This window comes from Streptomyces sp. ISL-10, from assembly GCF_018614575.1.
Taxonomy (GTDB): Bacteria; Actinomycetota; Actinomycetes; order Streptomycetales; family Streptomycetaceae; genus Streptomyces.
This window is the reverse complement of the sequence record NZ_JAGGOJ010000015.1, coordinates 1-12,946: the sequence shown is the minus strand read 5'-3', so window position 1 is coordinate 12,946 and position 12,946 is coordinate 1. Positions and strand designations below refer to the sequence as shown.

The window sequence follows — 12,946 nt, the reverse complement described above, 5'->3', positions numbered from 1 at the left end:
CCGCTGACGCCCGATGACACGCACCTGGTGACACGCACCCCGCGGCAGCGGCCGGCCAGGCCTAGGCGCGCTTGTCCAGCATGTCCAGCGCGCGCCGCGCCAGGGAGTGGCTGCGCACCAGGCCGGCCAGCGTCGTCGCCCCGCGCGTGATGTCCGTGAAAGCCGTCCACGCGGGCCGGAACCCGGTGATCGCCGCGTGCAGCAGTCCGGGCCGGCGTGCGAAGACGGCGAGCATCCGCCGGCCGACCGCCATCTCCACGCCCAGCCCCGCCTTGATGGCGAAGGCGTAGTTCAGCGCCTGCCTGCGGGCGTCCACGGCGTCGTGCGCCTCGGCGATCCGTACCGCCCACTCCCCCGCGAGCCGTCCCGATCGCAGCGCGAACGAGATCCCCTCCCGGGTCCACGGCTCCAGCAGACCCGCCGCGTCCCCGCACACCAGGACCCGGCCGCGCGACAGCGGCGAGTCGTCGCTGCGGCAGCGCGTCAGATGACCCGAGGAGATGGCGGGCTCGAAGCCCGCCAGTCCCAGCCGGGCGATGAAGTCCTCCAGATACCGCTTGGTCGCCGCGCCCTCGCCGCGCGCCGAGATCACGCCGACCGTCAGCGTCCGGCCCTTGGGGAACACCCAGCCGTAACTGCCGGGCATCGGGCCCCAGTCGATGAGCACCCGGCCGGCCCAGTCCTCGGCGACCGTGTCCGGCACCGGGATCTCCGCCTCCAGGCCGAGGTCCACCTGGTCGAGCTTCACACCGACATGAGCGCCTATCCGGCTGGCGCTGCCGTCGGCGCCGACGACCGCGCGTGCCAGCAGCGTCTCGCCGTCCGACAGCACGACGGCGACCGTGCGCCGGTCGGGGACGGCGGGACCGTGCTGCTCCACTCGGGATACCGTGACGCCGGTGCGCACCACCACGCCGGCCTTCTCCGCCTGCTCGACCAGGCCGGCGTCGAACTCCGGGCGGTTGATCAGCCCGAAGAGCATCCGCTTGGACCGGCGGGTGCGGGCCAGCTTCCCGTTCAGCGAGAACGTGACCGCGTGCACCTTGTCGCGCAGGGGCAGCTCGAAGCCGGGCGGCAGACTGTCGCGCGAGGGGCCGATGATGCCACCGCCGCAGGTCTTGTAGCGCGGCAGGTCGGCCTTCTCCAGAAGCAGGACCCTGCGGCCGCTGACAGCCGCCGCGTACGCCGCCGAAGCCCCGGCGGGTCCTGCGCCGACCACGACGACGTCCCACGCGGGACCGTCGCCGAGCTCATTTGCCGCCTCTGCTCCGGTGGCATCGTTCTCGCTGCTCACGATGTACTTCTGCTCCCGATCCGACCCATGGCCCATGCTCTCGACGGCATCCTACGGCGCAGACCCGTCCCACCCCCTGTGGGAGGATCGACCACACATTTGCCGTACACACATCGCACAACGTCGCACCCACAAGGAGCGTGCCCATGACCGCGGATCCGATCGCCGGGACCGTCGCCTCGCTGATGCCCCGCGCCAAGGCGGAGCTCACGGAGCTGGTGGCCTTCCAGTCGGTGGCGGACGAGGCGGTGGCGCCCCGCAGCGAGTGCGAGGCGGCGGCCAATTGGGTGGCGGACGCACTGCAGGCCGAGGGGTTCGCGGACGTCGCGCTCCTCGACACCCCGGACGGCTCGCAGTCGGTGTACGGACTGCTCCCCGGCCCCGAGGGCGCGCCGACCGTGCTGCTGTACGCGCACTACGACGTGCAGCCGAAGCTGGACGAGGCCGCCTGGGTGAGCCCGCCCTTCGAGCTGACCGAACGCAACGGCCGCTGGTACGGGCGGGGTGCGGCCGACTGCAAGGGCGGCTTCATCATGCACCTGCTCGCGCTGCGCGCCCTGAAGGCGAACGGCGGCGTCCCGGTCTCGGTCAAGGTGATCGTCGAGGGTTCGGAGGAGCAGGGCACGGGCGGCCTCGAGCGCTACGCCGAGGAGCACCCCGACCTGCTGACGGCCGACGCGATCGTGATCGGCGACACCGGCAACTTCCGGGTGGGTCTGCCGACGGTGACGGCGACGCTGCGCGGCATGACCATGATCCGCGTCCAGGTCGACACCCTCGAAGGGAACCTGCACTCGGGCCAGTTCGGCGGGGCCGCGCCCGACGCGCTCGCCGCGCTGATCCGCGTACTGGACTCGCTGCGCGCGGAGGACGGTTCGACGGTCATCGACGGCCTTCCGGCACAGGCCGAGTGGGAGGGCCTGCAGTACCCCGAGGAGGAGTTCCGCAAGGACGCGAAGGTCCTCGACGGTGTGGGCCTGCCCGGCAACGGCACGGTCGCGGACCGGATCTGGGCGCGTCCCGCCGTCACCGTGATCGGTATCGACTGCCACCCGGTGGCGGGGGCCACCCCGTCGATCCCGGCGAGCGCGCGGGCGCAGATCAGCCTGCGGGTGCCGCCCGGTCAGGACGCCGCCGAGGCGACGAAGCTGCTGTTCGCGCACATCGAGAAGCACACCCCGTGGAACGCGCGCGTGACGCTGGAACAGGTGGGCCAGGGCCAGCCGTTCCAGGCGGACGTCACCAGCCCCGCGTACACCTCGATGGCCGAGGCGATGCGCGCGGCGTACCCCGGCGAGGAGATGCAGGCCTCCGGGATGGGCGGTTCCATCCCGCTGTGCAACACGCTCGCCGCGCTGTACCCGAGGGCTGAGATCCTGCTGATCGGGCTCAGTGAGCCGGAGGCGCAGATCCACGCGGTGAACGAGAGCGTCTCCCCCGAGGAGCTGGAGCGGCTGTCGGTCGCGGAGGCGATGTTCCTGGTGAACTACGCGGCGTCCAAGAAGGCTTGACCACCTGACGGGCACGGGGCGGCTCAGGACCGGGCCGCTCGTCGCGTGATGACTTGGCGCAGCGATTCGGCACAGGGGCCGTCAGGCCCCTTCAGTGCAAGGTCCGTTCAGCGCAGGGCGGCTCGGCGCGAGGGCCGTTCGGCGTCGCGGGGCCGATCGGTGTCGCGGGGCCGTTTCGCGTCGCGGGGCCGTTCAGCGCTCGGCGAAGATCGCCGCCAGCGAAGTCCGGGGCGGCGAGCGTACGTCGGTGCCTACGTTCGCCGCATGGACTTCCTTCAGGTACTGCCGCAGCTGCACATGTTCCGCTTCCCGATCGGCCAGGCCTATCTGTGGCGCGACGGCGACGAGTTGACGCTCGTCGACGCCGGCCATCGGGACGCCGCGCCACTGATCGAGGAGGCGATACGGGGCGCCGGGCTCGACCCGGCCGCCATCCGCCGGATCGTTCTGACGCACTGTCACCGCGACCACGTCGGCGCCGCCGGAGAGCTGGCCGAGCGATACGGGGCAGAGGTGCTGGCGCACCGCCTCGACGCACCGGTCGTACGGGGCGAGGCGCCCGTGCCCGAGCCCGTGCTGCTGGACTGGGAGGTCCCGCTGTACGAGCACGGGCTCACGGTGCCGCCCGCGCCGCCGACCCGGGTGGACCGGGAGCTGGAGGACGGCGAGGTGCTGGACTTCGGCGGCGGTGCCCGGGTGATCCACTCTCCCGGCCACACCGACGGCTCGATCGGCATCCATCTGCCGTATCACGGTGTGCTGTTCACGGGCGACTGTGTGGCGGGCGTCGGTCACGTGATGCTCGGCGTGTTCAATGTGGACCGGGCCACGGCGCAGGTGTCGATGCGCCGGCTGGCCTCGCTCGCGCCGTCGACGGTCTGCTTCGGCCACGGCGACCCGCTGACCGAGCATGCCGCCGCGGTGCTGCTGGACGCGGCGGAGGTGTCAGCCGACGGGGGTGCCGGCTTCTAGGTTGAGCACGGTGCCTCGTTCACGGGCGCGCAGGGCCCAGCGCAGCCGTTCGTAGCGCGTGGGCGGCAGCAGTCGGGCGGCCTCCTGTTCGCCCACGAACCGCCAGCCGCGCAGCTCCGGTCCGGGCAGGCGTATGCGTTCCGCGCCGCCGTCGGGCAGCCGGCCCCCGTCGAACAGCAGCCGCAGCCCGCCGAAGCGAGGCGGGCGCGGCGCCTCCCAGTCGACGACGAGGAGCCGTGGGACGTCGGGCAGCTCGATGCCTAGTTCCTCGGCGACCTCCCGCATTCCCGCGCGCGCGGGTGGCTCGCCTCTCTCGACGATTCCGCCGGGGAACTCCCAGCCCGGTTTGTAGGTCGGGTCGACGAGCAGCACCCGGTTCTCGTCGTCGAAGAGGAGGACACCCGCGGCGACGGTCTCGGCGGTGGGTTCGGGTGTCTGGACGATGTCGCAGGCAGCCGCCGCGCCGGTGCGTACGGCGGAGGCGATCCGACGCGCCGTCTCCTGCGGGTCGATGCGGCTGGTGTCGATGACGTGCGCGTCGGCGGTGATCCAGCCGAGTGCGGCGCGATAGGGCTCGATGTGGTCGTACGCCCACTGCCTGACGCGCTGGTCGCCGTCGGGGGCGTCGGGCGCTTCGCGGCCCGCTATCCGGGTGCGCAGGATCGTTTCGTCCGGGCACAGCAGCACATGGCGCACGGGGATGCGCCGGGCGGCGAGCCCGCCGAACACCTCGTCGCGGTACTCCTGCCGCAGCAGGGTCATCGGCACCACCAGCACCCCGCCCAGCTCGGCGAGGAGTGCGGCCGCGGTGTCCACGACGAGCCGCCGCCAGATGGGGAGGTCCTGGAAATCCCCGACGTCGTCGAGCCGCTTCTGCGGGAGCACGTATCGCAGACCGGCGCCGACGAGCTCGGGGTCGAACAGGGTGCTGTTGGGGATCAGATCGATCAGTTCGCGTGCGGCACTCGTCTTGCCCGCTCCGAACGCACCGTTGATCCAGACGATCACGGGTCCCCCTCTTCCGTTGCCCACAGTGGCTTGCCCGCATCAGCCTGCCACGGAAACCCCCGGCCGGAACGGGTTGGCCGATCGGGGACGCAACTGTGGCCGGGCTGTTGCCCGTGACACCTGCCGGGGGCCGTCGTTGGAGCGGAAGAGACGAGGGGATGCGCGATGCGCCGCACGGTGTTGGAGAAGTTCCCCGCGGGTGACCCGCGGGGCAGCTGGCACGCCGAGGAGTACGCCCGGCACCGCCGGGACGAGGGGCTGGCCGCGGAGGTGGTGATGGACCTGGAGTCGGACGCGTTCCTGGTGGTCGTCCCGCAGCAGCAGACGGAGCACGCCTGGTGAGCGCGCCCGGGGCGCTCCCGGGTGCCCCGGGTGGGTCGGCTGCCGTGACCGGCTCCCGCACGGCCCGGCCCACCCCGGGCGAGCCGAGCTCACGGACCGGTCCGCCACCCGCCGGACACGGCGACCGTCAGGCGCGGGCCGCCGCCACCGGAGTCTCGCCCCGCCCGAGCGTCGCCGCCGCGGCCGCGCCGACCAGGCCCGCGTCCGGGCCCATCCGCGCGGGCACCACCGTCAGGCGCTGCACGAACGACAGCGTGGCGTAGTCGCGCAGCGCACGGCGCAGGGGCGCGAAGAGCACGTCACCCGCTCCCGCCACGCCACCGCCGATCACGGCGACGTCGATCTCGACCAGGGTCGCGGTCGCGGCGATCCCCGCGGCGAGGGCCTGGGCCGCGCGGGCGAACGAGGCGGTCGCGACCGGATCGCCCGCGCGTGCGGCCTCGGCCACCGCGGCGGCCGAGGCGTCACCGTCGGAGCCGGGGCGCCAGCCGTTCTCCACGGCGCGGCGGGCGATGTTGGGACCGCTGGCGATCCGCTCGATGCAGCCGCGCGCACCGCACGGGCAGGCGTCGCCGTCGAGATCGACGCTGATGTGGCCGATGTGCCCGGCGTTGCCCGTGGGGCCCGCATGGAGGCGGCCGTTCAGTACCAGGCCGCCGCCGACCCCTGTCGAGACGACCATGCAGAGCGCGTTGTCGTGGCCCCGGGCCGCGCCGAGCCAGTGCTCGGCGGCCGTCATCGCGACGCCGTCGCCGACGAGCTCCACGGGCAGTCCACCGACGGCCCGGGAGACCCGCTCGACGAGCGGGAAGTCGCGCCAGCCGGGGACGTTGACCGGGCTGACCGTGCCGGTCGAGCGGTCCACGGGGCCCGCGCTGCCGATGCCGACCGCCCGCACGCCCGCCCACAACGGCGACGCCGTCAGGTCGGCGAGGACGCTCTCGACCGTGTGCATCACCGTGTCGCCGCTCTCGCGGGCCGGTGTGGGCCGCTGCGTTCGCAGCAGAAGGGCGCCACCCCCGTCCACCAGCGCGCCGGCGATCTTGGTGCCGCCGATGTCGAGAGCGGCGACGAGGCTGGTATGCATCGGTGTGGGATCCCCCGGGGAGACTGTCGGACCTGCGGATTCGACAACAGTCTCCATTTCTCTGACAACGTTGTCCAGGCCCTATGCCCGACGCCACACCATCCCATACCATCGAACGCGACCGCCTGCCCTCGGACAGAAAGCTCACCGTGGCCGATACGACCCGTCCCCCGCAGTCGCCGGTGAGTCCCCGAGGCCCTGAGCCGCGCTACGGAAATCGGCCGACGATGAAGGACGTCGCGGCGCGCGCCGGGGTGGGCCTCAAGACCGTCTCGCGGGTGGTCAACGGCGAGCCGGGCGTCACGCCCGACACCGAGCGGCGGGTGCAGGAGGCCATCGAGTCCCTCGGGTTCCGCCGCAACGACAGTGCGCGGGTGCTCAGGAAGGGCAGGACCGCGTCCATCGGGCTGGTGCTGGAGGACCTTGCCGACCCCTTCTACGGGCCGCTCAGCCGTGCCGTCGAGGAGGTCGCCAGGTCACACGGCGCCCTGCTGATCAACGGTTCCAGCGCCGAGGACCCCGATCGCGAGCAGGAGTTGGTGCTCGCGCTGTGCGCGCGCCGGGTGGACGGGCTGATCGTGATCCCGGCCGGTGACGACCACCGCTACCTGGAGCCGGAGATCAAGGCGGGCGTGGCCACGGTGTTCGTCGACCGTCCGGCAGGGCGGATCGAGGCGGACACGGTGATGTCCGACAGCTTCGGCGGAGCACGCGCGGGCGTGGCGCATCTGATAGCGCACGGCCACCGGCGTATCGCCTTCCTCGGCGACCAGCCGCGCATCCACACCGCGGTCGAGCGACTGCGCGGCTATCGCGCGGCGATGGAGGACGCCGGTCTGGAGATCGACGATTCCTGGGTCTCGCTGGGCTCCACGGCGCCGGAGCGGGTCCGGGACGCGGTGGCGGCGATGCTCACTGCGCCAGAGCCGGTCACCGCGATCTTCGCGGGCAACAACCGGGTGACGGTGACCGTGGTGCGGTTCCTCGCCGGACACGAGGAGCCGGTCGCGCTGGTCGGGTTCGACGACATCGAGCTCGCCGATCTGCTCGGCATCACGGTCATAGCCCAGGACTCGGCCACGCTGGGCCGCACGGCTGCGGAGCGGCTGTTCCGCAGGCTGGACGGAGTGAACGAGGAACCGACGCAGGTCACGCTGGACACGGTGTTGATTCCACGCGGCTCCGGCGAGATCCCCCCGCCGGCCTGATCCCGCGCCGCTCGGGCGAGAACCCCGCCGGCCCGATCCCGGCCCGATCCCGGTCCGATCCCGGTCCGCGAGCCGCCGGTCATGCCGCCGTCGGGCCCGTGGTGCCGCCCCGCGTTCGCGGTGAGCGCGGACCGCGGGGACGTACGGCGGAAGGGCAACGCCCTTTCGACCGCGGCGTACAACGTCGCGCCGAGCGCCCATACGTCGGAGGCCGGGCCCGGATCGTTCCCAGGGCCCCTCGGGCGCCAAGTGGTCGAGGGACCCGACGAGTTCGCCGCCGCGCGTGAGATGAGTGGTGGAGCCGTCGCCGGGTCCTCGGGGGTCAGTGCCGGAGATCCCGCATTGGGGTGTCGTGTGTCATGACGTACGACGTGCCGCCCTGCCGAAAACGCACAGCTAAGCCTTGGTCGCGCCGTCCGCGCTCGCCCTCCAGCCGCGTTCGATGCTTCTCATGAGTGCCGGAGTCACGATCAGGGACCGGAACGGCTTGATGGCGGTCATGTAGGCGGCTCCGAGCCGTCCGTTCGGCTTGACCAGGACCGCCATCTGGCCGCGGTAGCCGCCGGATCCGTCGGGAACCCAGCTCATGTGCATGACGGTGTGCACGGTCCGGTTGGCCATCTCCGACGCCCACTCGTCCGTAAGCAGGTACAGCGACCTGAAGGGGACGTCATTGAAGTCCGGGCCCCGTGGTGCCGCATGCAGATCGCTCGGCAGCCGGTCCCTGAGCGAGGTAACCCGGGAGCCGACACCAGCGTCCCCGCCGTCCCACCCGAACAGTGCTCCGATCCTCCAACGGGCCGCCCAAAGGAAACGGACCACCAGGGGGGCACCCTCAGGAAAGGTGCCCGACTCCGAGTCCGAGACCATGCTCGACACCAGCCGGGGGAACTCGTCGGGACCGCCCGGCGTCGGCAGCGCCCACACATCCTCGACCTTGAAGCCGGGGGTGACCTCGTGGATTCGCCAGGGACGCGACGTGTGGGCGGTGTTCGGCAACTTCATTCGTGGACCTCCGTAGCCGTGTGTGCGCGAGCGGAAGCTCCAACGCTCGGGGGATCGGCCGAGACGGGCGGCAGGCCGAGCACGCCTCGGACGGCCCTGTCGGCGAGTTCGACGTCGTAGGGAGCGTGGCCGGCGAGCTGGATCCCGACCGCCTCCACGATGCCGAGATAGGCCGATGCCGTCTCGGCAGGCGGCGGCCCGGGCGGGATCGCGCCGCTGCTGCGTCCGGCCGCGATCAGACCGGCGCAGTCGGCTTCGAGCCGGTCGACGATGTCCGTGATCGCCCGGCCGACTGGATGGTCCTGACCGGCGAACTCGACCCTCAGGGTCATCATGACGCTGGCCACGTCGCGGCGGCAGTAGACGGCATGCCCCCGGGCCAGCGCCATCAGCGCGTCGACAGGGTCGGCTTCCGCGGCGACGAGACGGCCCACCTCGGCCTCCCACGTCTCCTCCACCCACTTCACCACCGCCAGCGCCAGGTCTTCCTTGTTGGCGAACAGGTGATACAGGGCGCCGCGCGTATAACCCGCCTCGCCGGCCACGCGCTCCAGCACCAGATTGGCGTACCCGTACTTGGACAGGCCCCGCGCCGCGGCCTCCAGCAGAGCACTCCTGGTCCGGGCCCGTCGGTCCGCCTGCGCCCGGCGAACGCCCTCCGGCTTCCCCGCCATAGTCACCTCACCTCACATACATACATGCATGTAGGTTAACATCCGGATGCTGTGCCGCTCCACAGACCGACCACAAGGGGAGGGCGTATGAACGTCGAACCAGAAACAGGCCGTGGCGTACACCGGGTTGGCTCGAAGGAGGCGGTGGCCTCCGTGCCGGCCGTCCGCCGACAGCAGCCGGTTCCCGAGCAGATCCGCGCCCTCAGCACCATGACCGACCCCAGCTACGTCGACGTCTTCACCATGACCGGCGGGGTTCCAGGCAGGTCACCCGAGCAGTGGGCCAGGATCATGTTCGAAGACGTGGCGGGCCGCGCGGGGCAGTTCATCTGGCGCGCACTTCTCGGCCTGCGGCTCACGGCGTCACCGCACCGGGTGGCCGGATGGCAGGTCGCGGACCGCGGAGATGACTGGATCAGGCTGGAGGCACGTTCCTGGTTCATGACCGGCCACCTCGTCGTCCGGGCCGATGACGAACACGTCTCCCTCGCCACGTTCGTCCGCTACGACCGCCCCGTGGCATCACACATCTGGCTGCCGCTGGCCAAGAAGCACCGCCAACTGGCGCCTGACCTGTTGCGCGACGCGCACAGACCCCAGCAGCCGAGCCCGAGGCGATAGCCCCGCAACGTCCGCACCATCGAGGTCCAGGCCGATCGGGAGACGGTCACCCACGGAGCAGCCGCGTCGGGCGAGCGCCGGCGGTAACTACGACCTCGCAGACGGGTACTGCACCTACACCTTCTTCCAGCAGTGCCCGCACCGTATGGCTTGCGCCCGCTGTGACTTCCACACCCACAGGACCTCCGGCAAGGGCCAGCTCCTGGAGGCAAAGGACAACTCCAGCGCCCGCGCGCCGGTTCCGCCCGGACCGGCGCGGCCGCTGTTCGAGATGCCGGCCGGCCGAACGGACCACGGACGCCGGCCGGGGTCCCAGCGTGTAGCCGAACTCGTCCGCCGGGCGCGCGGGAGACGAGTAGCCGTCCGACAGCACGGCCAGGTTCACCGTCATGGGCTTGCCCACACCGATGCTGGGCGCGGGATCCAAGCTCCTTTTCGGCTACGGAACCTGACGACAGCTCAGTGCCGGGATTCATGCTTTCGGGCGCTTGGCTCGGGCCGCCCGGCCGGGGCATCGCGGCGCGTGCCTCGCACTGCGTCCGTACTGCCGCGCGGCACCGGTCCCGGGTGTGGGTCAGGGGCGCCGGGATGGGCGGAGGACGGCCTCCAGGTCTTCGAGGCCGGCCAGGGTCCCGGCGAGTTGGCCGTGCTCGGTTTCGGAGAGGATGAGGGCGCGGGCCCGGGTGAGGGCGTCGCCGGCGGCGGCGGTGTCGTCGGCCCGGAGTGCGAGTTCGGCACGGTAGGCAAGGGCTTCGAGGAGCTCGGCCGCCGTCGCAGTGCCCTTGTCCCGTTCCAGTGCGGCGTCCAGGATCTGGGCCGCTCGTACGTGCTTGCCGTGGGAGTCGCCCATGACGACCGCGCGCTGAAGGGTCGTGGCGAGTCTCCCGGAGGCTGACGTCTCCTCGGGCGTGGACTTGGCGGCCATGATCCTTATCCAGTTCCCGCCGGGATCGATGACGGTGAACCCGGAGTGGTTGTCGGCGTTCTTGCGCTTGCGGGGCCGGGTCATCCGGGGAATCCCGGAGACCAGGAGCTTGCCGTGGACCTCGCGCATGCCCGCGGCGAATGCCTCGAAGAGTTCGCCGGTGTCGGGCACGATGACCAGGCAGGTCCCGTAGGAGTTCTCGGCCTTGAAGCCGGGAATCCCGAAGAAGTCCAGCTGTAGGTCTTCTCGTTTCAGGGACACGTACGGGTTGGGACGGACCTGGTAGTAGGCCTTGGTGAAGCCCAGCATGGTGTAGAACTCGACGATCTCGTCGATGGACCGGCAGGGCAGAAGCGGCACGGTGAACTCGTTGGCCATGAGTCGCTCCGTTCGGAAGGAGCGGAGTGCTGGCGGCGGGCCGCTACTGGGCCGGCCGCGCGGAGGAGCGGCCCTCGCCGGCGATGGCGCTCCGTGTGACCCGCCGACGTGGCGGTGGACCCTCGCGTGCACCGCACGACTCCGGATCCGCGCGGACCCGATAGCCGTGCATCCACGCCTTCGCAATGCTCCCGGCACCAGCAGCCGTACCGGCTTCACCGAACTCCTCCGAGCAGCTAGCCAAATTTGGCTAGCCATGCCGAGGAGCGTACGCCGATCCGTCCCACTGAGCAAATTTGACTAGCTGTTTCCTGGGCAGTGAACGCCGTACCGGCTGCTCACCGCCACTCCGGTGGCCGTCAAGGTCGAAAGCGGGCCGCCGGACCACTGCTGATCATCAGCCGGTTCTCGGCCCGAGGGGCCAGCAGTGGGCCGGGGCCAACCGTTACTCGGCCGCGGCCGTCAGCTCCCCGCGCCGGGGCGCCGCGAAGCCGTCGAGGTCGGCCCGCGTGAGGCCGGTCAGCCGGGCGACCTCCGTGGTGTCGAGCGCACCGCAGTCGATGCCGCGCAGCAGGTAGGAGCTGAGGGCCTTGGCGGTGGCGGGCTCGTCCATGACGTCGCCGCCGGCGTGGGTGGCGTAGGCGGCGAGGCGCGCCGCGGCCTGTTCGAAGCCCTCGCGGTAGAAGGCGAAGACGGCGGCGTAGCGGGTGGGGAGGTGGCCGGGGTGCATGTCCCAGCCCTGGTAGTACGCACGGGCGAGGGCGCGGCGGGTGAGGCCGTAGTGCAGGCGCCAGGCGTCGTGGACCTTCTCGGTGGGGCCGACGGGCAGGACGTTGGTGGAGCCGTCGGAGACGCGTACGCCGGTGCCGGCGGCGGCGACCTGCATGACGGCCTTGGCGTGGTCGGCCGCGGGGTGGTCACTGGCCTGGTGGGCGGCACTCACGCCGAGGCAGGCGCTGTAGTCGAAGGTGCCGTAGTGCAGTCCGGTGGCCCGGCCCTCGGCGGCGTCGATCATACGGGCGACGGTGGCGGTGCCGTCCGGGCCGAGGATGGACTGGCTGGTCTCGATCTGGATCTCGAAGCCGATGCGGCCGGCCTCCAGGCCACGGGCCTTCTCGAACTCCTCGACGAGCCGGACCATCGCGGACACCTGCTCGGTGTAGGTGACCTTGGGGAGAGTGAGGACGAGTCCGCCGGGCAGGCCCCCTGCCTCCATCAGCCCGGTGAGGAAGACGTCGAGGGTGCGGATGCCCCGGTCGCGCACGGCGGCCTCCATGCACTTCATGCGGATGCCCATGTACGGCGCCGCGGTGCCCTTCGCGTACGACTCGGAGATCAGCCAGGCGGCGCGGGCGGCGTCGGCGTCCTCGTCGCGGCCCGCGTACCCGTCCTCGAAGTCGACACGCAGGTCCTCGATCGGCTCGCGCTCCAGCTTGGCCCGAACGCGCGTGTAGACGGGCTCGGCGAGATCGTCGGCGAGGCCGAGCACGCGGGCCAGGGTGGCGGGGTCGGGGGCGTGCTCGTCGAGCGCGGCCAGGGCTGCGTCGCCCCAGGAGCGGATGGTGTCGGCGGCGAAGTCGTTGCCGGGGACGTAGACGGTGTGGACGGGTTGGCGGGTGCCGGGGTCTCCCGGGTACCGGCGCGCGAGCTCCGCGTCCACCGTCGCCAGGGAGGCGCTGATGCCCTCGCTGACCGCCCCGGCGAGGCTCGTCGCCACCTTCTCCTGCTGACCCATCCCACACCCTCCGCACACCGTGTATCCGCGCTTCCCGCCTCACGGATTCAACATTCTGTTGAAAGAAGCTAATGGGCGGTCGTGATCTGCGTCAATGGTCCGCCACAACCGGCAGGGGCCGCACGGTGAAGATCACCGTGCGGCCCCTGGCGGGAAGATGTGCGGTCAGCCCTTGCGGGACTTGAC

Annotated in this window: 12 protein-coding genes and 1 pseudogene; 5 read left to right on the top strand and 8 right to left on the bottom strand. The window is 71.6% G+C overall.

Annotated features, from left to right (window positions below):
* Positions 1 to 61: 61 nt before the first annotated feature.
* The gene (locus tag J7E88_RS18965) at positions 62 to 1,330 is read right to left on the bottom strand and encodes a geranylgeranyl reductase family protein (RefSeq protein WP_215182600.1); all 1,269 of its coding nucleotides are present in this window, start codon (positions 1,328 to 1,330) and stop codon (positions 62 to 64) included.
* A 110-nt stretch (positions 1,331 to 1,440) separates the two neighbouring features.
* On the opposite strand from J7E88_RS18965, the gene J7E88_RS18960 reads away from it, so the two are divergent.
* The gene (locus J7E88_RS18960; RefSeq protein WP_215182598.1) at positions 1,441 to 2,805 is read left to right on the top strand and encodes a dipeptidase; all 1,365 of its coding nucleotides are present in this window, start codon (positions 1,441 to 1,443) and stop codon (positions 2,803 to 2,805) included.
* Positions 2,806 to 3,069: 264 nt separating this feature from the next.
* Positions 3,070 to 3,777: an MBL fold metallo-hydrolase gene (locus tag J7E88_RS18955; protein ID WP_215182596.1), complete on the top strand. Its 708-nt coding sequence runs from the start codon at positions 3,070 to 3,072 to the stop codon at positions 3,775 to 3,777.
* Here J7E88_RS18955 and J7E88_RS18950 read toward each other — a convergent pair.
* Entirely contained in the window at positions 3,751 to 4,785 is a 1,035-nt protein-coding gene (locus J7E88_RS18950) for an NUDIX hydrolase (protein WP_215182594.1), read from the bottom strand. The genes J7E88_RS18955 and J7E88_RS18950 overlap by 27 nt on opposite strands.
* A 165-nt stretch (positions 4,786 to 4,950) precedes the next feature.
* Here J7E88_RS18950 and J7E88_RS18945 point away from each other — a divergent pair, with 165 nt between their 5' ends.
* Positions 4,951 to 5,127, top strand: a complete 177-nt coding sequence (locus tag J7E88_RS18945; protein WP_215182592.1) for a hypothetical protein — start codon at positions 4,951 to 4,953, stop codon at positions 5,125 to 5,127.
* Positions 5,128 to 5,254: 127 nt separating this feature from the next.
* Here J7E88_RS18945 and J7E88_RS18940 read toward each other — a convergent pair whose 3' ends face one another.
* Positions 5,255 to 6,214 carry an ROK family protein gene (locus J7E88_RS18940; protein WP_215182590.1) on the bottom strand — a complete coding sequence of 320 codons (960 nt, stop codon included), beginning with the start codon at positions 6,212 to 6,214 and terminating at the stop codon, positions 5,255 to 5,257.
* Positions 6,215 to 6,441: 227 nt separating this feature from the next.
* On the opposite strand from J7E88_RS18940, the gene J7E88_RS18935 reads away from it, so the two are divergent.
* Positions 6,442 to 7,422, top strand: coding sequence for a LacI family DNA-binding transcriptional regulator (locus J7E88_RS18935; RefSeq protein WP_215182588.1), 981 nt, complete (start codon positions 6,442 to 6,444; stop codon positions 7,420 to 7,422).
* A gap of 116 nt (positions 7,423 to 7,538) precedes the next feature.
* On the opposite strand, the pseudogene J7E88_RS36000 reads toward J7E88_RS18935, so the two are convergent.
* From J7E88_RS36000 to J7E88_RS18925, 3 genes and pseudogenes are all read right to left on the bottom strand, one after another.
* A pseudogene (locus J7E88_RS36000) lies at positions 7,539 to 7,734 on the bottom strand (serine/threonine protein kinase); the annotation flags it as partial.
* 84 nt (positions 7,735 to 7,818) lie between these two features.
* On the bottom strand, positions 7,819 to 8,427 hold the full coding sequence (locus J7E88_RS18930; protein ID WP_215182586.1) for a DUF2867 domain-containing protein: 609 nt from the start codon (positions 8,425 to 8,427) through the stop codon (positions 7,819 to 7,821).
* A complete protein-coding gene (locus J7E88_RS18925) occupies positions 8,424 to 9,101 on the bottom strand; it encodes a TetR/AcrR family transcriptional regulator (RefSeq protein ID WP_215182584.1) in 678 nt (225 codons plus the stop codon). Before J7E88_RS18925 ends, J7E88_RS18930 begins: the two co-directional genes overlap by 4 nt.
* 87 nt (positions 9,102 to 9,188) lie before the next feature.
* On the opposite strand from J7E88_RS18925, the gene J7E88_RS18920 reads away from it, so the two are divergent.
* A complete protein-coding gene (locus J7E88_RS18920; protein ID WP_251022867.1) occupies positions 9,189 to 9,722 on the top strand; it encodes a hypothetical protein in 534 nt (177 codons plus the stop codon).
* Between the two features lie 574 nt (positions 9,723 to 10,296).
* On the opposite strand, the gene J7E88_RS18915 is transcribed toward J7E88_RS18920, so the two are convergent.
* Both J7E88_RS18915 and J7E88_RS18910 read right to left on the bottom strand, forming a co-directional pair.
* Positions 10,297 to 11,025 carry a VOC family protein gene (locus tag J7E88_RS18915; RefSeq protein ID WP_215182582.1) on the bottom strand — a complete coding sequence of 243 codons (729 nt, stop codon included), beginning with the start codon at positions 11,023 to 11,025 and terminating at the stop codon, positions 10,297 to 10,299.
* A 445-nt stretch (positions 11,026 to 11,470) separates the two neighbouring features.
* Positions 11,471 to 12,760, bottom strand: a complete 1,290-nt coding sequence (locus J7E88_RS18910; protein ID WP_215182580.1) for an aldolase/citrate lyase family protein — start codon at positions 12,758 to 12,760, stop codon at positions 11,471 to 11,473.
* Positions 12,761 to 12,946 lie beyond the last annotated feature (186 nt).